This is a genomic window from Streptomyces sp. NPDC050145 (assembly GCF_044460245.1).
Classification (GTDB): Bacteria; Actinomycetota; Actinomycetes; order Streptomycetales; family Streptomycetaceae; genus Streptomyces.
This window is the reverse complement of sequence record NZ_JBITJS010000025.1, coordinates 23,640-42,839: the sequence shown is the minus strand read 5'-3', so window position 1 is coordinate 42,839 and position 19,200 is coordinate 23,640. Positions and strand designations below refer to the sequence as shown.

Annotated in this window: 21 protein-coding genes and 1 riboswitch; of the genes, 8 read left to right on the top strand and 13 right to left on the bottom strand. The window is 73.7% G+C overall.

Annotation, left to right across the window (positions count from 1 at the left end):
- Positions 1 to 14 precede the first annotated feature (14 nt).
- From ACIBTU_RS35650 to rho, 5 genes are all read right to left on the bottom strand, one after another.
- Entirely contained in the window at positions 15 to 1,211 is a 1,197-nt protein-coding gene (locus ACIBTU_RS35650) for a CaiB/BaiF CoA transferase family protein (protein ID WP_399130847.1), read from the bottom strand.
- Between the two features lie 131 nt (positions 1,212 to 1,342).
- Positions 1,343 to 2,476 (bottom strand): HoxN/HupN/NixA family nickel/cobalt transporter, encoded by a 1,134-nt coding sequence (locus ACIBTU_RS35645; protein WP_399130914.1) that lies wholly within the window; start codon positions 2,474 to 2,476, stop codon positions 1,343 to 1,345.
- A gap of 28 nt (positions 2,477 to 2,504) precedes the next feature.
- Positions 2,505 to 2,727: riboswitch (cobalamin riboswitch) on the bottom strand.
- Between the two features lie 67 nt (positions 2,728 to 2,794).
- Positions 2,795 to 3,316 carry an inorganic diphosphatase gene (locus ACIBTU_RS35640; protein ID WP_399130846.1) on the bottom strand — a complete coding sequence of 174 codons (522 nt, stop codon included), beginning with the start codon at positions 3,314 to 3,316 and terminating at the stop codon, positions 2,795 to 2,797.
- 64 nt (positions 3,317 to 3,380) lie between these two features.
- Positions 3,381 to 3,872, bottom strand: coding sequence for a GNAT family N-acetyltransferase (locus tag ACIBTU_RS35635; protein ID WP_399130845.1), 492 nt, complete (start codon positions 3,870 to 3,872; stop codon positions 3,381 to 3,383).
- A 31-nt stretch (positions 3,873 to 3,903) separates the two neighbouring features.
- Positions 3,904 to 5,040 carry a transcription termination factor Rho gene (rho, locus tag ACIBTU_RS35630; RefSeq protein WP_399130844.1) on the bottom strand — a complete coding sequence of 379 codons (1,137 nt, stop codon included), beginning with the start codon at positions 5,038 to 5,040 and terminating at the stop codon, positions 3,904 to 3,906.
- Positions 5,041 to 5,401: 361 nt separating this feature from the next.
- On the opposite strand from rho, the gene ACIBTU_RS35625 reads away from it, so the two are divergent.
- Complete coding sequence (locus tag ACIBTU_RS35625) at positions 5,402 to 6,112, top strand: class I SAM-dependent methyltransferase (protein WP_399130843.1); 711 nt, start codon at positions 5,402 to 5,404, stop codon at positions 6,110 to 6,112.
- 7 nt (positions 6,113 to 6,119) lie between these two features.
- Here ACIBTU_RS35625 and ACIBTU_RS35620 read toward each other — a convergent pair whose 3' ends face one another.
- Positions 6,120 to 6,776: an alpha/beta hydrolase gene (locus ACIBTU_RS35620; protein ID WP_399130842.1), complete on the bottom strand. Its 657-nt coding sequence runs from the start codon at positions 6,774 to 6,776 to the stop codon at positions 6,120 to 6,122.
- 107 nt (positions 6,777 to 6,883) lie between these two features.
- Positions 6,884 to 7,870 (bottom strand): oxidoreductase, encoded by a 987-nt coding sequence (locus ACIBTU_RS35615; protein ID WP_399130841.1) that lies wholly within the window; start codon positions 7,868 to 7,870, stop codon positions 6,884 to 6,886.
- Positions 7,871 to 7,969: 99 nt separating this feature from the next.
- On the opposite strand from ACIBTU_RS35615, the gene ACIBTU_RS35610 reads away from it, so the two are divergent.
- Positions 7,970 to 8,593 (top strand): TetR family transcriptional regulator, encoded by a 624-nt coding sequence (locus ACIBTU_RS35610; RefSeq protein WP_399130840.1) that lies wholly within the window; start codon positions 7,970 to 7,972, stop codon positions 8,591 to 8,593.
- Positions 8,594 to 8,685: 92 nt separating this feature from the next.
- Positions 8,686 to 9,483 carry a VOC family protein gene (locus tag ACIBTU_RS35605; protein WP_188340449.1) on the top strand — a complete coding sequence of 266 codons (798 nt, stop codon included), beginning with the start codon at positions 8,686 to 8,688 and terminating at the stop codon, positions 9,481 to 9,483.
- A gap of 19 nt (positions 9,484 to 9,502) precedes the next feature.
- Here the strand turns inward: ACIBTU_RS35605 and def are convergent, their stop codons facing one another.
- Positions 9,503 to 10,153, bottom strand: coding sequence for a peptide deformylase (def, locus tag ACIBTU_RS35600; RefSeq protein ID WP_399130839.1), 651 nt, complete (start codon positions 10,151 to 10,153; stop codon positions 9,503 to 9,505).
- A gap of 742 nt (positions 10,154 to 10,895) precedes the next feature.
- On the opposite strand from def, the gene ACIBTU_RS35595 reads away from it, so the two are divergent.
- Positions 10,896 to 11,576, top strand: a complete 681-nt coding sequence (locus tag ACIBTU_RS35595; RefSeq protein ID WP_399130913.1) for a GNAT family N-acetyltransferase — start codon at positions 10,896 to 10,898, stop codon at positions 11,574 to 11,576.
- 4 nt (positions 11,577 to 11,580) lie between these two features.
- Here ACIBTU_RS35595 and ACIBTU_RS35590 read toward each other — a convergent pair whose 3' ends face one another.
- Positions 11,581 to 11,940, bottom strand: a complete 360-nt coding sequence (locus ACIBTU_RS35590; RefSeq protein WP_399130912.1) for a MarR family winged helix-turn-helix transcriptional regulator — start codon at positions 11,938 to 11,940, stop codon at positions 11,581 to 11,583.
- A 206-nt stretch (positions 11,941 to 12,146) separates the two neighbouring features.
- On the opposite strand from ACIBTU_RS35590, the gene ACIBTU_RS35585 reads away from it, so the two are divergent.
- The 3 genes from ACIBTU_RS35585 (at position 12,147) to ACIBTU_RS35575 (ending at position 15,188) form a co-directional block, all read left to right on the top strand.
- Complete coding sequence (locus tag ACIBTU_RS35585) at positions 12,147 to 12,422, top strand: hypothetical protein (RefSeq protein ID WP_399130838.1); 276 nt, start codon at positions 12,147 to 12,149, stop codon at positions 12,420 to 12,422.
- 97 nt (positions 12,423 to 12,519) lie between these two features.
- A complete protein-coding gene (locus ACIBTU_RS35580; protein WP_399130837.1) occupies positions 12,520 to 14,535 on the top strand; it encodes an FAD-dependent oxidoreductase in 2,016 nt (671 codons plus the stop codon).
- An 89-nt stretch (positions 14,536 to 14,624) separates the two neighbouring features.
- Positions 14,625 to 15,188, top strand: coding sequence for a PadR family transcriptional regulator (locus ACIBTU_RS35575; protein WP_399130836.1), 564 nt, complete (start codon positions 14,625 to 14,627; stop codon positions 15,186 to 15,188).
- 75 nt (positions 15,189 to 15,263) lie between these two features.
- On the opposite strand, the gene ACIBTU_RS35570 is transcribed toward ACIBTU_RS35575, so the two are convergent.
- Complete coding sequence (locus ACIBTU_RS35570; RefSeq protein ID WP_399130835.1) at positions 15,264 to 15,779, bottom strand: hypothetical protein; 516 nt, start codon at positions 15,777 to 15,779, stop codon at positions 15,264 to 15,266.
- A gap of 329 nt (positions 15,780 to 16,108) precedes the next feature.
- Positions 16,109 to 17,113: a fibronectin type III domain-containing protein gene (locus tag ACIBTU_RS35565; RefSeq protein ID WP_399130834.1), complete on the bottom strand. Its 1,005-nt coding sequence runs from the start codon at positions 17,111 to 17,113 to the stop codon at positions 16,109 to 16,111.
- A 253-nt stretch (positions 17,114 to 17,366) separates the two neighbouring features.
- On the opposite strand from ACIBTU_RS35565, the gene ACIBTU_RS35560 reads away from it, so the two are divergent.
- Positions 17,367 to 18,137 (top strand): glycoside hydrolase family 75 protein, encoded by a 771-nt coding sequence (locus ACIBTU_RS35560; protein ID WP_399130833.1) that lies wholly within the window; start codon positions 17,367 to 17,369, stop codon positions 18,135 to 18,137.
- 10 nt (positions 18,138 to 18,147) lie between these two features.
- Here ACIBTU_RS35560 and ACIBTU_RS35555 read toward each other — a convergent pair whose 3' ends face one another.
- Both ACIBTU_RS35555 and dhaL read right to left on the bottom strand, forming a co-directional pair.
- Positions 18,148 to 18,576 carry a PTS-dependent dihydroxyacetone kinase phosphotransferase subunit DhaM gene (locus ACIBTU_RS35555; RefSeq protein WP_399130832.1) on the bottom strand — a complete coding sequence of 143 codons (429 nt, stop codon included), beginning with the start codon at positions 18,574 to 18,576 and terminating at the stop codon, positions 18,148 to 18,150.
- Positions 18,573 to 19,181 carry a dihydroxyacetone kinase subunit DhaL gene (gene dhaL / locus ACIBTU_RS35550; RefSeq protein ID WP_399130831.1) on the bottom strand — a complete coding sequence of 203 codons (609 nt, stop codon included), beginning with the start codon at positions 19,179 to 19,181 and terminating at the stop codon, positions 18,573 to 18,575. The genes ACIBTU_RS35555 and dhaL overlap by 4 nt, the downstream gene beginning before the upstream one ends.
- Positions 19,182 to 19,200: the final 19 nt, after the last annotated feature.

Sequence of the window (19,200 nt, the reverse complement as noted above, 5' to 3'; positions counted from 1 at the left end):
GTTGACGGGATACTTTATCGCTCCGATTGGGGTGTTTTGTGCGCGAGTTGTGTTCCCTCGCCGTCGAGCCCCAGTTCGGCCAGTACCGCGGCGGTGTGCTCGCCCGCCGCGGGCACCGGCGCCATCCGGGGCTCCAGGCCGCGCGGCGTCGCCGGCGGGAGCAGCGCGCGGACCGGCCCGCCCGGGGTGTCCACGTCGCGCCAGCGATCGCGGCCGGACAGCACCGGGTGTGCGAGGAAGTCCTCGACCGTGTTGAGCCGGGCGCTCGCGATCCCGGCCCGGTCCAGCAGCGTCACGACCTCGTCCGCGTCCAGCTCGGCGAAGCGCGCCGTCACGATGGCGTCGAGCTCGGCGCGGCGCGCGACCCGGGAGGAGTTGCGGTGGAAGCGCGGGTCGTCGGTGAGCGCCGCGTCGTCCAGGACGTGCGCGCAGAACGCGGCCCACTCCCGCTCGTTCTGGATCGCCAGCAGCACCGTCCGCCCGTCGGACGCCGGGTAGGGCCCGTACGGGGCGATCGTCGCGTGCGCCGCGCCGACCCGCGGCGGCTGGGCGCCGGAGTACGCCGTGTAGTACGCGGGGTACCCCATCCATTCGGCCAGCGCCTCGAACAGCGACACCTCGACCGAGCGCGTCACCCCCGTGTCCCGGCGTTCGTACAGCGCCGTGAGGATCCCGGAGAAGGCGTACATGCCGGCCGCGATGTCGGCGATCGCGATGCCGACCTTCGCCGGTTCCTCCGGGCTGCCGGTCACCGACACGACCCCGGTCTCGCACTGCACCAGCAGGTCGTACGCCTTCCGGTCCGCCCACGGCCCGTCGGATCCGTAGCCGGAGATGTCGCACACGACGAGCGAGGGGTGCCGCTCGGCGAGCGCGGCGGCGGACAGGCCGAGGCGGGCCGCGGCGCCCGGCGCCAGGTTCTGCACGAAGACGTCCGCCCGGGCCAGGAGCCGCTCCAGCGCCTCGCGGCCCTCCGGCGTCTTCACGTCGAGCGTGACGGACTCCTTGGACCGGTTCAGCCACACGAAGTGGCTCGACTGGCCGTGCACCGTCTCGTCGTAGCGGCGCGCGAAGTCGCCGCCGCCCGGCCGCTCCACCTTGATCACCCGCGCGCCCAGATCGGCGAGCTGGCGGGTGGCGAACGGGGCGGCCACCGCCTGTTCGAGGCTGACGACGGTGATGCCGTCGAGGGGCAGGCGGGCCGTGCTCATGGGGCTTCCTCCGTGCAGGGGCGGGGGCGACGGACGCAGGGGCGCGGCGTCCGTCGGGCTCTCCCGCCGGACGGTACGCGACGCGCGCGCGGCCCCGGCCGGAGACCTCCCGTTCAGCCCGTTCCGCCCGCTCAACCGGTTCCGCCGCTGTCGGCCAGCCGCGCCGACCAGCGCTGCTCGACCTTCGCCAGCCGCCAGTACGCGACCGCCGCCACCCACACCACGACGAACAGGCCGACGATCACATAGCCCACGTTGTCGAGGTCGAGGCCGGCGATCCAGCCCGTGACCGCGTCCGTCAGGTCGAGCTTCTCGTGGAGCACGCCCACGAGTTCGATCGTGCCGATGAAGAAGGCCACGGCGATCGACAGCCCGGTGATCGTGAGGTTGTAGAACACCTTGCGCACCGGGTTCGAGAACGCCCACTGGTAGGCGAAGTTCATGAACGTGCCGTCGAGCGTGTCGAACAGGCTCATGCCCGCGGCGAACAGCAGCGGCAGGCACAGCACCGCGTACCAGGGCAGTCCGGCCGCGGCGCCGCTGCCCGCCATCACCATCAGGGTGACCTCGGTCGCCGTGTCGAAGCCGAGCCCGAACAGGAAGCCCAGCGGGAACATCTGGCCGGGCCGGGTGATGGAGCGGGTGAAGCGGCCGAGGATCCGGTTCATGAACCCCCGTGAGTCCAGGTGCGCTTCGAGTTTCTGCTCGTCGTACGAGCCGGCGCGCATCGCCCGGAACACCTTCATGATGCCGATCAGGGCCACCAGGTTCAGCGCGGCGATCAGGTAGAGGAACGTGCCGGACACCGTCGTGCCGACAACCCCGAGGACCTGATGGGTACGGGAGTCGTCGCTGGTCAGGGTGGTCGCGAGCGCCGTGCCGCCGGCCACCAGCGCCGCGAGGACCACGACCACGCTGGAGTGGCCGAGCGCGAACCAGAAGCCCACGGACACCGGACGCTTGCCGTCCGCCATCAGCTTGCGGGTCGTGTTGTCGATCGCGGCGATGTGGTCGGCGTCGAAGGCGTGCCGCATGCCCAGCGTGTACGCCGTGATGCCGAGCCCGATGCCGAACGCCTTGTGGTCCACCCGGTAGTGACCGGGGACGACGAGCAGGAAGAGCACGCCGAACGCGACGACGTGCAGGGCCAGGATCACCGCCATCAGGCCCGCCGTGCGCAGGGTGTCCTCGCGCCGCCATCGGTAGGCGGACGGCGGACTCGTCGGGGAGTGCGCGGGCAGGGGGGAGTTCGCGGGCAGGGTCAAACCGATCACGCTCCAGCACCTCGTGGATCACTTCGTGAGATGCCGTGGCCGGTCTCCTGGCTTACGGGCGAGCGACACCGCTCCGGCCTTCCCAGCGGCACGGGGCCGCCAGTGGCGTGATGGCGCGGTGCGCCTCGTGCCGCCCGAGGACGGGGGCACGAGACCCGATCACAGTGGCGAGGGCCGCTCCGGACTTGGCCCCTGAGGGCTTGTCACCGGTCTTCCCGAACACCACGGCCCGCCCACCCTAGAGGGGCCGGAGCGTGACTGCATAGACGCACTCCGCGCACGTAGGAAAGATCACATACGGCCGCGCCCTCAGCCGGCGGTGCGGCGCAGACGGGCCCGCGCGATCTCCTCGTACGCCTTCACGCGCCCCTCCCAGTGCGAACCCTCGACGGACTTGCCGGGCTCCAGGTCCTTGTAGACCTCGAAGAAGTGGGTGATCTCCAGACGGTCGAACTCGGGGATGTCGTCGATGTCGCGGACCGTGCTGTGCCGCGGGTCGTGGGCGGGGACGCAGAGGATCTTCTCGTCCGGGCCCTTCTCGTCGCTCATCACGAACATGCCGATGGCCCGGCACTCCACGGCGCAGCCCGGGAACGTGGCGTCGCCGCCGGTCAGCACGAGCGCGTCCAGCGGGTCGCCGTCGCCGCCGAGCGTGCCTTCGACGTAGCCGTAGTCCGCGGGGTACTGGGTCGAGGTGAAGAGCATCCGGTCGAGCCGGATCCGGCCCAGCTCGTGGTCCATCTCGTACTTGTTCCGGGAGCCCTGCGGGATCTCCACGATCACGTCGAACGCCTCGTCGGCGCCCGCCTGTCCGCTGTCCAGCGTGCCCAATGTGGCCTCCTTGCCCCATTCCGACGTCCCGAGTGTGCGCCGGGCGCGGCGGATCGGGAACCCCTCAGACGCCGTCCGGAACGGCGAATTCGAGTTCGGGCCGCTCCCAGCCGACCGCGGGCGGCTGTGCGGGGACGGTCCCGGTGCGCAGCGCGCCCATCCCACGGTAGAAGCCCTCGGCGGGCGGATGCGCGACGACACGGACCCGATCGAGGCCCGCGGCGCGCGCCTCGGACCGCATGTGGTCGACGAGGAGCCGGCCGATGCCCAGTCCCTGCGCCTCGTCCGCGACGAACATCAGGTCCAGCTCGGCCGCGTCGACGAGCAGCGCGTAGAAGCCGAGAACGCGGTCCTCGGCGCGGTCCACGGCGGCGAAGACCCGGTGCGCCTCGACGTAGCCGGAGGTGACGCGGTAATCGGCGACCATCGCCGCGTAGTGGCCCTCGTAGGCACGCGAGCCCCGGACGATGCGGGTGAGGCGCCGGGCGTCGCGTGCGACCGCTCGCCGGACCGTGACATCGGGCCGGGCACCGGGCCGGGTAATCCTCGCGTTCATGCTTCGAGTATTACCCATCCTCGGGGCGCGCTCAGGCGCCGGGCACGGTGGAGCGGACCTGGCGCAGGAACGCCGCGTTGTCCGGCGTCTGCCGCATGCGCTCGAGCAGCGTCTCGTACGAGGACCGGTCGTCCCGCCGGCCGAGGGCGCGGCGCAGGGCGTGCGCGGCGGCCGTCTCCTCGGCGGTGAGCAGGAGCTCCTCGCGGCGGGTGCCGGACGGGTCGAGGTCCACAGCGGGGTGGATCCGGTGGTCGGCGAGGGCGCGGTCGAGCCGCAGCTCCATGTTCCCGGTGCTCTTGAGCTCCTCGAAGAAGAAGTCGTCGGCGCGGGAGCCGGTCTCGACGAGCGCCGTCGCGAGGATGGTCAGGGAGCCCGCCTCCTCGGTGTTACGGGCCGCGCCGAACAGCCGCTTCGGCCCCTGGAGGGCCCCGGCGTCGACACCGCCCGACAGGGTGCGGCCACCGGCGGCCGCCGCGTTGTTGTGGGCCCGGCACAGCCGGGTCAGCGAGTCGAGCAGGATCACGACGTCACGGCCCCGCTCGACCATCCGCTGCGCGCGGGCGACGGCGAGCTCGGCGAGCGCGATGTGCGCCTTCGCGGGACGGTCGAAGGTCGAGGCGAACACCTCGCCGCGCACCGAGCGCCGCATGTCGGTGACCTCCTCGGGCCGCTCGTCGACGAGCACGACCATGAGGTGGGCCTCGGGGTGGTTGGCGGCGACGGCCGCGGCGAGCTGCTGGAGCAGCACGGTCTTGCCGGTGCGCGGCGGCGCGACGACGAGGCCGCGCTGCCCCTTGCCGACCGGTGCGAACAGGTCGACGACCCGGCCCGCGAGCCCGCCGGCCGGGCACTCCATGCGCAGCCGCTCGGCGGGGTGCAGGGGGGTGAGGTCGGCGAAGCGCGGGCGGTGCCGGGCGGCGTCGGCGGGCAGAGCGTCGACGGTGTCCACGGCCGTCAGGGTGTGCGGCCTGGCGCAGGTGCCGTCGACGAAGTCGCCCTTGCGCAGGGCGAGTCGGCGCACGAGCGCGGCCGGGACCTGGACGTCGTGGGAGGTGGGAAGCAGATCGGGGGCGCGCAGGAACCCGGCCCCGTTCGGGCCGATGTCGAGGACGCCGCGGGCCCGCACGGGGGTCGTCGTGGCGGGCTTCTCGGGTGCGATGGTGGTCATGGTCGATCAGGGTCCTTTCGAGGACGGACGACGTGCGGGGAACGCGGGTGGGGATGGCTCCGGCGGACGGCGGGGCGGAAACGAACACGCCCCCGGCCGGGAGAGACCTGGCGCAGGGCCGGGCGAAGCCCGACAGAAACCCGTGACCAGGGAGAACGCGCAGAATGAGCGCGGTGAGAACCCGTGCGTGAAGCACAGATGATGCAGTGGTGAAACAGAAGGTGAAACAGAAAGAAGAGAAGAGGAAATCGGTACCGGCGATCCGACGGACCTGCACACGTACCACAGGAACCGTACCACCCCGACCCCGTCGTGCGGCAAGTCCCTTGTCCGGCGGGCGGCCCGCCTATGCTGAGCCGCGATGTTCACCTCCCAGGGCCCCACCCTCCGCGAACTGGCCGTTCAGGCGCTCTCCTCGGTCGAGCACGGCTATGACCTGCTCGCGCCGAAATTCGACCGGACCCCCTTCCGTACGCCCGACGCCGTGCTCGCCCCCGTCACCCGCGCCCTGCGTGAGCTCGGCCCGTACGGCAGTGGGCTCGACCTGTGCTGCGGCACCGGCGCGGGACTCGGTGTGCTGCGCGAGGTGTGCACGGAGCGCGCCGTCGGCGTCGACTTCAGCGCGGGCATGCTCCAGGTCGCGCGCGAGGCCGAACCCGCCGCCTCGTACGTCCGCGCGGACGCGCAGGCGCTGCCGTTCGGGCCTGTCTTCGACCTGGTCGTGAGCTTCGGCGCGTTCGGGCACTTCCTGCCGGAGCGGCAGCCGGAACTCTTCGCCCAGGTCTGCCAAGTCCTGCGCCCCGGCGGGCAGTTCGCCTTCCCTCTGCCCGCGCCCGCGCGGCCCGGATCCTGGGGCTACTGGGCGATGCTCGGCTTCGACGGAGCCATGCGGGTGCGCAACGCGCTGTGGCGCCCGCCGTTCGTCATGTACTACCGCACCTTCCGCCTCGGCGACGTCCGGCGGGAACTGGACCGGGCCGGCTTCGACGTGGCGCTCCACGCGCTGCCCGAACTGGGGGAGCGGCCCGACGGCAGCCCCCGCGCCCGGCTCGTCGTCGCCACCCGCCGCTGAACCATCCCTAGGACGCGGCCAGTTCGATGATGATCCGAGCCGTCGCGTCCGGGTCGACGAGCTGGTGGAGGTGCTCGCCGGTCAGCCGCGCCGTGCGCCAGCCCCGGGCCCGCGCCTCGGCCTCCTGCTCGCTGTAGGGCGGGCCGAACAGCAGGTACGCGCACGGGTGGTCGTCCCAGCCGGCGGGGACCGGGATCTCCTGCTCGTAGTACGACAGGGGGAGTCTCGGCTGCTCCTCGACGACCGTGCGCCGCGTCACCGGGTCGGGGAGCATCGGCGCCACATCGGCCTCGTCCCACCAGTCGGTCCAGCGCGGCAGCCGTCCCTCCACCGCCAACGGGCGCAGGAAACGCAGGAGTTCGGGCGGCGCCACCGGGGTCGGTCCGCTCCGCGCGGGAAGCGCGGCGTCCACGAACACCGAGCCCGCCACCGGGTGGTCGAGGCCCGCGCGGATCGCCGGCAGGAACAGGCCCGCGTTGCTGTGCCCCACCAGCACGACCGGGCTGCCCGCCGGAAGGCGCCGCAGGTCCTCGCGGACGGCCTCGACGACCGCGGGCCAGAACGGTGGCGCGCCGTCCGCCACGTGCAGCAGCGAAGGCAGCCGCACCGGATGGCCCGCCGCGGCGAGCCGCTCGGCCACCGGACGCCAGGTGGAGGGACCCACGGACGGACTGTGCACGAGAACGAAGGCCGGTCGCATACGACGATCCTGCCGTCCGCCGGCCGCGCGGCGCGAGCGACTCGGCCGACAGCAGAGCGGCGCGTGCCTCTTCAGGACGTCCGGGGGGCGGGGAGCGGGTAGCGGACCTCGGTGAGCCGCTCGGACAGCTCCCACAGCAGGCGTCCGGTGTGCTCGTCCGTGGCGCGCGGCGCGAGCGCGACCCGCGTCGGGGCGCCGCGCAGCTCGCCCGCGCCGCCCGGGCCGATGAACTCGCCGCCGGACACGCCCGGTTCGGTCGCCGCGTACAGCTGGGAGCGTGCTCCGGCCTCCGGTGACTGCGCCAGCGGCGACAGCAGGCGGCCGTACAGGAGTCGTACGGCCCGCACCGGTGTGCCGTGCTGGAGGCCGGTCGCCGTGTAGCCGGGATGCGCGAGCACGCTGCGCACCTTGCTGCCCGCCGCCGTCAGGCGCAGGTGCAGCTGGTGGCCGAAGACGGCGTTCGCCAGCTTGGACCGGTTGTAGTGCCCCATCGGGGAGTAGCCGCCCGGGCCGTCCGCGCTCTTTGGGCCGTCGAGGTCGAGCCGGCCCTGACGGTGGTTCGGGGAGCTGACCGTGACCACACGCGGGTCGGTGCCCGCGGTCAGCAGGTCCAGGAGCAGGCCGGTGAGGGCGAAGTGGCCGAGGTGGTTGGTGGCGAACTGTAGCTCGTGGCCCTGGGGGCTGGTCCCGTGTGGCGGGGCCATGATGCCCGCGTTGTTCACGAGGACGTCGATGTGCGTGTGGTCCGCGCGCAGGGCGTCGGCGAACGCGCGGACCGAGGCGAGGTCGGCCAGGTCGAGCGGGCGCACTTCGAGGTGGGCGCCGGGTGTCTCGGTGGTGATCGATGCGGCGGCCCGGCGGCCCTTCTCGGGGTCCCGTACGGCGAGGACCACCCGGGCCCCGCGCCGGGCGAGCGCCCGGCAGGTCGCGAGCCCGAGCCCGCCGGAGGCGCCCGTCACGACGTACACACGGCCCGTCTGGTCGGCGATCGGCTCGGCGGTCGGTCCGGCGTCCCGGTGGTCCTGACGCTTCTGCTTCTGCTCCTGCTTCCGTGTCATGTGGCACAGGTTGACTCTGATGGCACTTGGTGTCAAGACGCCTCTGAGTGTCAGAACGCCCCCAGGTGTCGCCACCGGCACGGCATGTACGATGCCCGGGTGAGTACGCGACCTGATCCGAGCCTGAGCCTCGCCGAGCGCAAGCGTCAGCTCGTCTCGGACGAACTGACCGAGGCGGCCCTGCAGTTGCTCGCCCTCAAGGGCTTCGACGGCGTCACCGTCGACGAGATCGTGGCGGCCGCCGGCGTCTCCAAGCGGACCTTCTTCCGCTACTTCGCGTCCAAGGAGGACGTGGTCGTCCAGTTCCTCGCCGACATGGGCACCGACATGCGGGACGCGCTCGCGGGGCGGCCCGCCGGCGAACCGCCGGCCGAGGCGCTCCGGCACGCCGTACGGGTCCCCGTCACCACCTGCGCCGCCCACTCCGAGCGGGCCCTGCGCGTCGTGCGGCTCATCCTCGGCACACCCGCGCTGCTCGCCCGCTTCCTGGAGCGCCAGGCCCGCTGGCGCGACGAACTCGCCGAGGAGCTCGCCCGCCGCACCGGCCGCGACGCCGCCACCGATCTCTATCCGCGCCTGGCCGCCGGCACCGCCCTGACCGCCTTCCACGTGGTCCTCCAGCGCTGGAGCGCGAGCGGGACGGCGCCGGACCCGGTCGCCCTCCTCGACGAGGCCTTCGACCTCGTCGCCCCGGCACTCGACGCGGGAGCGCCGCACGCCTGAGCCACGGATCGCGGACCGCGGCGGGCGCGCCTAGCGTGGATCCGAAGCCGCCGGGCCACCCCGGGTCCGGCCCGCACGGAAGGCTCCGCGACATGCCCGCACAACCCGAAGGGGCCCCGGTCTGGGCCGACGCCATGTTCGCCGACCTGGAGGCCGCCAAGGCCTTCTACGCCGAGCTGTTCGGCTGGTCCTACGATCCGGGCGCCGAGGAGTTCGGCAACTACACGCAGGCGAAGACCGCGGACGGCAAGCATGTCGCCGCCCTCGCCCCGCAGATGCCCGGCACCCCGGCGGGCGTGCCGGCCGCCTGGAACCTGTACCTCGCCTCCCCGGACGTCGCGGCCGCCGCCGAACGGATCAAGAGCGCGGGCGGCACGCTCATGATGGACCCGATGCAGGTCGGCGAGTTCGGGACGATGGTCACCGCGCAGGACCCCGGCGGCGTCATGTTCAGCGTCTGGCAGCCCGACACGCACGCGGGCTTCGAGAAGGTCAACGAGCCGGGGGCCTTCTGCTGGGCCGAGGTCACCGTCCGCGACGCCGACAAGACCGACGCGTTCTTCACCACCGTGTTCCCGTACGACGCGAAGACGATGGCCGACGAGCACGTCGACTTCCAGGTGTGGCAGCTCGGCGGACAGCCGGTCCTCGGCCGGATGAAGATGACGAAGGACTTCCCTGCGGAGGTGCCCTCGTACATCAACGTGTACTTCGTCGTGGAGGACTGCGACGCGGCCGTCGCCACCGTCCAGCGCCTGGGCGGGCAGCTGCACTTCGGGCCGATGGACAGCCCGTTCGGGCGGTTCGCCGCCGTGGGCGACCCGCAGGGCGCCGCGTTCTCCGTCATCGACGTCACCCGGACGACCGGCGAGATGCCCAAGCTGGACTGAGCCGCGGCCGCGACTGCGGTCAGCCGCTCGTCGGCAGGGTGAAGCCCAGTTCGCGCGCGGCGTGTTCGGGCGTGGGCTGGGCCCAGCGCTCCACCGCCGCCTGCGTGCTGGTCAGCGAGCGGGGCTCGGCACGGTCCAGGTACAGAGTGCCGTCGAGATGGTCCGTCTCGTGCTGCACGATCCGGGCCGGCCAGCCCGCGAGCTCCTCGTCCAGGGCCTGCCCGTGCTCGTCCAGCCCGCGCAGCCGCACCCGCTCGTGCCGGGCGACCACCGCCTGGTAGCCCGGCACGCTCAGGCAGCCCTCGTAGAAGGCGGCCCGGCGCCCGCCCACCGCCTCGTACGACGGATTCACCAGGACACGGAACGCGAGCGACACCCGCCCGCGCGCCAGCCGCACCTCGTCCGGCACGGTCGCCGCGTCCTCGAGTACGGCGAGCCGCAGCGGCACACCGACCTGCGGCGCGGCGAGTCCGACGCCGGGCGCCGCGTGCATGGTCACGCGCATGGCCTCGATCAGCCGCGCGAGCAGCTCGTCGGACAGCTGCCCGTCGAAGGGATCGGCGGGGCGGCGCAGCACGGGGTCGCCCGCGGCGACGATCGGCAGCGGCGATCCGGCGTCGAGCAGGGACTCGACGTGAGCGATGAGGGCCTGGGACGGCATCGGCGACATCGCGCCAGCATGTCAAGCCCGCTCCCCGCACGACAAAGCGCCCCGTGGCCGCGGGCGTACGGGGGTGTTGCGGCGCCGTGAACGCGTTGCGACCCCGTGAACAGTGGGGCGCGAGGGAATGCGGATCTCCCCGGACACGGTTCGATCAGGTGCCGGCCATGGCGGTCGTGGCCGGCGCACGGTCGCGCGGCGGTGCGCGGGAGAAGGGGTCCGAATGACGCAGACGCACGAGGAGCGCGGCGCCACGCCCATCCGGGACACGGCCGAGCCCAAGGGTGCCGGGGGCGCCGAGGCGGACCGGTCGCCCGGCACCCGTGCGGGCGCCGCGGTCGACCAGGTGCCGAGGGGGCTCGCACGCGTCGACGAGGGCCGGGTGCTCGGCACCTCCGCGTATGCGGAGGCCGAACCGGGGCCCGGCGACGCCGGGGACGCGGAGGCCGACCGGGGGCCTGTGGGCGGCAAGGGTGCCGCGGTGGGGAGGGTGGTCGTGGCCTCTCGGGTGTCCGGTGGTCCTGCGGGTGCCGCGCAGGGACGGGTGCTCGGCGCCGCCAGTGACGCCGAGGTCGAACCGGAGACCGCCGACGCCGAGACGGGGCCGGTGAGCGGTGCCCTTTCGGCTGTCGCTGCCGGCCGGGTGCCCGGCGGCGCCGGCCGCGTCGCGGGCGGCCGGAAGACCGGCGACCTCGGGCGCGGCACGGGCGCCCCGGAGGCCGGCGGCCTCGGGCGCACCGCGGACGACGCGGTGCTCGACAATCCCGCCTACGCCGCGCTGACCGGGCCGCACGCTCACCTCGCCGAGCGGAGTGGGCGGGTGCTGCGGTATCCGGGGGATGTCTCGCCGTGGCTGGGGCTGCCGGACGAGCCGGGGCCCGCCGACTGGGCCGATCTCGCCGCCTTCGCCGGGGCCGACGGCACCGTGCCGCTGCCCGGGGTGCGCCTCGACCTGCCGGAGGGCTGGGAGCTGACCATGGACTTCGCGGGGGTGCAGATGGTCGGGGATCGCGTCGACGCGGCCCACGACCCCGAGGCCGTCCGGCTCACCGCCGCCGATGTGCCCGAGATGCTGGACCTCGTGGCCCGTACCCGGCCGGGCCCCTTCCTGCCGCGCACCATCGAGCTGGGCACCTACCTCGGCATACGGCGCGGCGGAGCGCTCGTCGCCATGGCGGGGGAGCGGCTGCGCCCGCCGGGCTGGACCGAGATCAGCGCCGTCTGCACCGACCCGGAGCAGCGCGGTCAGGGGCTCGCCGGGCGGCTCGTGCGGGCGGTCGCGGCGGGCGTCCTGGAGCGCGGCGAGACCCCGTTCCTGCACACCGGCGCGGGCAACACGAACGCCATCCGGCTCTACGAGACCCTCGGCTTCCGGCTGCGCCGCACCACCCGGTTCCGTACGGCGCGGGTGCCCGGCGCCCGGGCCGCCTGAGGGCTCAGATGCCCTGCGACGCCTCGTTGTAGCGCGTCAGATACGCGGCGAACTGCTCCAGGTCCTCCTCCGGCCAGTCGCCGAGCCGCTCCAGGAGGGCCTGCCGGCGGCTGACCGTCACCTGCGCCAGGATCTCGGCGCCCGCCTCGGTGGGGTGCAGCACCTGCACCCGGTGGTCGTCCGGGTCCACCCGGCGGGCCACGAGCCCCGCCCGCTCCAGGGCGGCGACCTGCCGGCTGACCGTGGACTTGTCCAGCGCGTAGTGCGCCGCGAGGTCGGTGGCGCGGCAGCCGCCCCGCTCGTCGAGATGGCCGAGCAGGGTGAAGGAGACCAGCGACAGCTCGGGGTGCATGCGCGCGGCCATCGCCCGGGCGCGGCGGGCGAAGACCGTCAGCTCGCGCTGGATGTCCGACACGGCCGCCGCGCGGGCCGGTTCTGACACGGGTTGCGACTCGGGTGCTGACTCAGGTGCGGCCACGGCAGGGTCCTTTCCGGTGCTGGTTGCATTCTACAACTGCATGGCCCGCGGCTGGAGGGGCGGGGCGCGGTGTCCCGGCTTAGCCTCCTGGCATGAACGAATCGCGCGAGTTGTCCGAGGTGCCCGAGCGGCTCACCCTCGAGATCAAACCCCGCCTCACCGACGCCGCGGGCCACACGGATCACGGCAACCCCCTACGTTCTGTGCGCGTCACCGCGACCGGACGCGTGGGGGAGTCGGGCTACCCCCGGTACGAGGGCGAGGGCGTGCAGGCCGACGTCGATCCGCGCGGCCGCGCCGTCGAGGCGGTGACCGTCGACGGGCGCGAGCTGCCGTACGGATGGGTCGCCGAGGTCGCCCCCGAGTAGTCCCCGGGCGTGGTGCAGCTCTCTTTTGCAACTTGTTGCAAAAGGGGGCGGGTGTCGTCTACAACTGTGACGACGTTCGCCGCCACGGAGGGCCCCCATGAGTCGTTACCCGCACCTGCTCGCCCCGCTCGACCTGGGCTTCACCACGCTGCCCAACCGCGTCCTGATGGGCTCGATGCACGTGGGCCTCGAAGAGGCGGAGAACGGCTTCACGCGCATGGCCGCGTTCTACGCGGAGCGCGCCCGCGGCGGCGTCGGCCTCATGGTCACCGGCGGCATCGCCCCGAACGAGGCCGGCCGCCCCTGGGCCGGCGGCGCCAAGCTCACCACCGAGGCCGAGGCCGAGCAGCACCGCGAGGTCACCGACGCCGTGCACGCCGCCGGTGGCAAGATCGCGATGCAGATCCTGCACTTCGGCCGGTACGCGTACCACGAGGACCTCGTCGCGCCGAGCCCCGTCCAGGCGCCGATCAGCCCCTTCCCGCCGCACGAGCTCACCGACGCCGAGATCGAGCAGACCGTCGAGGACTTCGCGCGCACCGCCGAGCTCGCCAAGGCGGCCGGCTACGACGGCGTCGAGATCATGGGCTCCGAGGGCTACCTCGTCAACGAGTTCATCGTCGCCGCCACCAACCACCGCACCGACCGCTGGGGCGGCTCCTACGAGAACCGCGTCCGCTTCCCGCTGGAGATCGTGCGCCGCGTCCGCGAGCGCGTCGGCAGCGACTTCATCGTCATCTACCGTCTCTCGATGCTGGACCTGGTGCCCGGCGGCTCCACCCTCGAGGAGGTCGTCCAGCTGGCCAAGGAGATCGAGGCGGCCGGCGCCACGATCATCAACACCGGCATCGGCTGGCACGAGGCCCGCATCCCCACCATCGCCACCTCCGTGCCCCGCGGCGCCTACTCCTGGGTCACCAAGAAGCTCATGGGCGAGGTCTCGATCCCGCTCGTCGTGGTCAACCGCATCAACACCCCCGAGGTCGCCGAGGAGCTGCTCGCCGACGGGGTCGCCGACATGGTCTCCCTGGCCCGCCCGATGCTCGCCGACCCGGACTTCGTGAAGAAGGCCGCCGAGGGCCGCTCCGACACCATCAACACCTGCATCGGCTGCAACCAGGCCTGCCTCGACCACACCTTCAGCAGCAAGATCACCTCCTGCCTGGTCAACCCGCGCGCCTGCCACGAGACCGAGCTCGTCCTCGCGCCCACCCGCCTGAAGAAGACCGTCGCCGTCGTCGGCGCCGGCCCCGCCGGGCTCGCCTGCGCCGTCTCCGCCGCCGAGCGCGGCCACGACGTGACCCTCCTCGACGGCTCCGCCGAGATCGGCGGCCAGCTCAACGTCGCCCGCAAGGTCCCCGGCAAGGAGGAGTTCGACGAGACGCTGCGCTATTTCCGCACCCAGCTCGAACTGCGCGGCGTCACCGTCAAGTTGAACACCCGCGTCGGCGCGGACGACCTCGCGGCCTACGACGAGGTCGTCGTCGCCACCGGCGTCAGCCCGCGCACCCCTGCCATCGACGGCGTCGACCACCCCAGCGTCGTCGGCTACCTCGACGTGCTCCGCGACGGCGCCCCCGTCGGCGACCGCGTCGCGATCATCGGTGCCGGCGGCATCGGCTTCGACGTCGCCGAGTACCTCACCGACGGCGGCGAGAAGGCCAGCCAGGACCCGGCCACGTACTTCCGCCAGTGGGGCGTGGACATGGACTACACCGACCGCGGCGGCCTCAAGAAGGCCGAGCGGCCCACGCCGCCGCGCGAGGTCCACCTCATCCAGCGCAAGACGTCCAAGGTCGGCGCCGGACTCGGCAAGACCACCGGCTGGATCCACCGCACCGAGCTGCGCCACCGCGGCGTCACCATGGTCGCGGGCGCCACGTACGACCGGATCGACGACGCGGGCCTGCACATCACCGTCGACGGCGAGCAGACCCTCGTACCCGTCGACACCGTCGTCCTGTGCGCCGGCCAGGAGCCGCAGCGCTCCCTCTACGACGACCTCGTCGCCGCCGGCCGCACCCCGCACCTGATCGGCGGCGCCGACGTGGCCGCCGAGCTCGACGCCAAGCGCGCCATCAAGCAGGGCACCGAGGTCGCCGCGGGCCTGTGAGACCGGGTGGTCACGTGGCCGGGCCCGCCGGCCGCGTGACCACCCCTCACCCCGGCTCACGCCGGGGGACTCTCACCTACCCTTACGCCATGTCACTGCCGCACGCGATCCTCACGGCCCTCCTGGAGAAGCCGTCGTCGGGCCTCGAACTGACCCGCAGGTTCGACCGGTCCATCGGCTACTTCTGGTCGGCGACCCACCAGCAGATCTACCGCGAGCTGGGAAGACTGGAACGCGACGGCCTGATCCGCGCCCTGCCCGCCCAGGGCCCGGCCCGCGGTCAGAAGAAACAGTACGAGGTCCTGCCCGAGGGGCGCGGCGAACTCGCCCGCTGGACCGCGGCCTCCCACGACCCCAAACCGCTGCGGGACACGATGCTGCTGCGGCTGCGCTCCGCCGCGGTCGTCGGCACGGACGGCATCGACACGGACCTGCGCCGCCATCTCGCCCTGCACCGGGAGACCCTCGCGAACTACCTGGAGATCCAGGAGCGCGACTTCCCGCCGGAGAAGGACTCGATGCCCGACCGGCTGCAACACGCGGTCCTGCGCGCCGGCATCGACCTGGAGACCTTCTGGGTCGGCTGGATCGAGGAGACCCTGGACCGGCTCGACCTGCCGGAGACGGACGAGGAGCCGGAGCCGGCCTCTTAGGCGTCACGGGCCCGGAACGCACGATCGCCGCCGCCCGGAGAGACCGGACGACAGCGATCGCGGGAACGAACCGGCCTAGGTGCGCTGACCCGTGCCGCGCCGCCGCAGGTACCACGCGCCGCCCACGACGGCCGCGGCCACCAGGGTGCCGCCCGCCGCCAGCGTCAGCGTGCCGTAGTCCTGGACCGCGCCGCCGAGGCCGCCCCGGACGGCGCCGAGCGGGCTCGACGTCGCCGAGATGGTCGGACTCGCCGTCACGGTCACCGAACGGGTCCCGGCCGTGGAGCCGTCGTTGCAGACGACGACCACGGTGTACGTCCCGGAACTCACGCTCGTCCAGGTCGCGCTGCCGCCGACCAGCGGCTGTTGCCTGCCCTGGGCGAAGTCGGCCTGGCCCGCCGAGAGCAGCGAACCGTTGCCCCCGTTCGGGCAGGCCTGGGTCCGGGCCGTGACCGTGGACCCGCTGGTGCTCACGACGAGCCCGCCGCCTCCACTCGGTCCGCCGGCGTGGGCCGCAGGTGCGGCCAGCGTCAGCGGGAGCGCGGCCGCCACGGTCAGACCCGAGCGAGCGAGTATCGAAGTGATGCGCATGACTGCCTGCTCTCCGGCGCCCGCGGGAGGCGGTACGTCCGATGCCCCGCCCGAGTCGGCAAAAGCCCGCGCCGCCTGACGCCCAGCCAAACCGCGGGCGGCGCACGCCGCATGCGGGCCGCATCCGGGCAGGTGACGGGTTCCATCGCACGGCCTAGGCCGTGTCTTCAAACTCCCGCCTGCTCCACGGCGCCCGGCACGCACTCTGGCCGCACCGGGCGAAGACCCGAGTAGCTCCGCTACGAGGGCCTGCGCCCGGCACGCCCAGAGCACGCACCAGACGCCGCGAAGCCGCCCTCCGGGCGACGACGGGAGTTTGAAGACACGGCCTAGCCGGTCGTGACGGTCCGTTCGGCGGAGAAGGCGCCCCACGTGCCGTCGGGGAGCTGCGCCCGGATCCGCACCCGGTGGCGCTCGCCCGGCTTCTCGCCGATGTAGAAGCTGTACTTCGCCGCGTCGGCGGTGCCCTCGCCCCACATGACGGTCGTGGCCTGGGAGCCGTCCACGAACACCTGGTACGCCGGGACCTCGCCGCCGGTGTCCGGGGGAGTCCACGTCAGGTCGAGGTAGTACCCGCCGTCGGCGGCGCGGCTGCTCGCCCGGAAACCGGAGGGCGCGGTGCCGGTGCCGGCGCTCTCCCCGCCCTTGCCGCGCCGCGTCGTGAGCCGGACCGTCGGGCTCGCGGGCGAGGTGTTGTCGGCGGCGTCACGCGCCCGCACGCTGAACGCGTAGGCGGTGCCCGGCCGCAGCCCCGTCACCAGCGCCCTCGTCTCCCGCCCGCCGACACTGTGGATCTTCGTGGTGCCCTGGTAGACGTCGTACGAGGCGACGGCCCGGTCGTCGCGGGAGGGCTGCCAGGACAGGGAGACCGACGTGCCGCCGGCCACGCTGCCGCGCAGCCCCGCCGGACGGGTCGGCGCGGCGCGGTCCGCGGCGACCGCCGCCGGTGTCGTGACGGTGACGCGCCGGCTTGCCGGGCCCAGCGCGCCGTCCGTGCCCCGGGCCCGCACGGTGAACACGTAACGGGAGCGCGGGCGCAGGCCGGTGACGTCGACCATGTGCCGGTCGGCGGGCAGGCGCCTGACCCGCTCCGCTCCCCGGTACACCTCGTACTGGCCGACGTCGGCGGTGCTCGCGGGCCGGTTCCACATGACGTGCACGGAGGTGGCGCTGCCGGCCTGCGCCGTGACGCCGGCCGGGGCGGTGAGCGCGGGGCCGTCCTCCTCGGGGCCGGTGAACAGGCCGCAGGAGGCGAGGCCCAGGACGAGCGCGGCGACGGCTGTCGCGCGGGCGAGCGGGGTGAGGTGCCGGGTGCGTGGGGGGAGGTGTCGCACGAGGTGGGTGCCTTCCGCTCGGGCGGGCCGGTGGTGGCGCGGGCGTGAAATTGGTACAGACCTGTATGGCATGACTGACGGGTCCTCATCAAGCCCCTGGGGAGCGCCCGTCCGGGCCCACCCCCGAACCCGTCCGGCCGTCTGACGCCCCGTCCGGCCCCCGTGCGGTGGACGCCACCGGGCGCCTCGCTCAGATTGGGGTGTTATGTCCGCCGGTCCCAGGGCCGGGCGTCCCCGACCGAAGGCCTCGTCCGTGCGTCCTCGCCTCCTGCCGCTCACCGCAGTCTGCGGTGTCGCCCTCCTCGCCCCCGCCTCCCTCTCCGCCTCGGCCGCGCCGCCACCCGCCGAGAGCGCGCACGCCCCCGGCACCGCCCCGCGGGTGCGCCCCGTCGCCGCACCCGCGCCGGCCGCGCCTTTCATGCGCGAGGGCGGGGTCCGCGCCGCCGCCCTGCGGGACGCCGTGCGCGGCTGCCGGCAGATCTCGAACGGCCGCTACCGCACCGACGACGGCACCCGCGCCGACATCCCCGTGTGCCGCACCGCCCAGGGCGCCGTCCACTGGAAGGCCGACCTGGACGTCGACTGCGACGGCCGCGCCGGCCGCTTCTGCAACAGCCGCACGGACCCCGTGTTCCAGAACATGACGGCCTACCCACAGTCCGACGGGCGGCCGCTGGACGCCGAGACGCTGCCCTACGTGGTCGTACCGGCGGCGAGCGACCTCTGGAAACCCGCGCGCTCCGGCATCCGCCCCGGCACGGTCGCGGCCCTCGTCCACAAGGACCGCGTGGTCTACGCGGTCGTCGGCGACGTCGGCCCCGCCGACCTGATCGGCGAGGCCTCCTACGCAGCCGCCCGCGCCCTCGGCCTCGACCCGCACCCCGTGCGCGGCGGCGTCGCCGCCTCGGACGTCACGTACATCCTCTTCCCGGGAAAGACCGTGCGCCCCCTCGAGAGCCACCGCGCCGCCGTACGGGCCGGACACGCGGCGGCGCGCGAACTGGTGAGCGCCGCCGCCCGGTGACCGTCTGACCTCACACCTTCCGGTACGCGTACGCCTCCGACGCCGCTGCCACCACCGCGTCCAGGTCCGCGCCCGCCGACGCCGACACCACGGCCGCCACCGCGCCCTCCACGAACGGGGCGTCCACCAGGCGGGTGGCCTCGGGGAGTTCGTCGCCCTCGGCGAGCAGCGCCTTCACTGTGAGGACCGCGCTGCCGAGGTCGACCAGGACCGCGATGCCCGCGCCGCCGTCGACCCGCGCCGCGGCCGCCGCGATCAGCTCCGAGCTGGTCCCGAGGCCGCCGTCCTCCGTACCGCCCGCCGCGGCCACCGGCGCCGTCCCACCGCCGCCCGCCAGGCCCTCCGCGAGCCGCGCCACCGACTCCGCGACCTCCTTGCTGTGCGAGACGAGGACGATCCCGACCGGCTTCCCGACCTCCTTGCCGGGCGCCGTGCTCACGCCGTACCCGCCGCGGTCTCGGCCAGCGCCGCGATGAGCAGCGCCGAGGACGTCGCCCCCGGATCCTGGTGCCCGATGCTGCGCTCGCCCAGATAACTGGCCCGCCCCTTGCGCGCCTGCAACGGGGTCGTCGCCTCGGCGCCGTGCTCGGCCGCCGCCCGCGCCGCCGCGAAGCCGCCGTCCTCCAGCGCGTCGACCGCCGGGACCAGCGCGTCCAGCATCGTCTTGTCGCCCGGCGCGGCCCCGCCGAGCGCGGCCACCGCGTCCACCCCGGTGCGCAGCGCCGCCGCCAGCTCGGCCTCGCTCACCTCGGGCGCGTCGCCGAGCGCCTTTCCGGCGCGCCGCAGCAAGGTCCCGTACAGCGGTCCGGACGCGCCGCCCACCGTCGAGATCAACTGCCGCCCGGCGAGGGTGAGTACGGCGCCGGGGGACGCCGGCGCCTCCTTGTCGAGCACCGCCTGCACGGCCGTGAAGCCGCGCCGAAGATTGCTGCCGTGGTCGGCGTCGCCGATCGGCGAGTCGAGTTCGGTGAGCCGGTCGGCCTCGCGGTCCACCGCCGCGGTGGCCGCGGCCATCCAGCGCCGGAAGAAGTCGGCGTCGAGCACATGATCTCCTTCAGAGAGA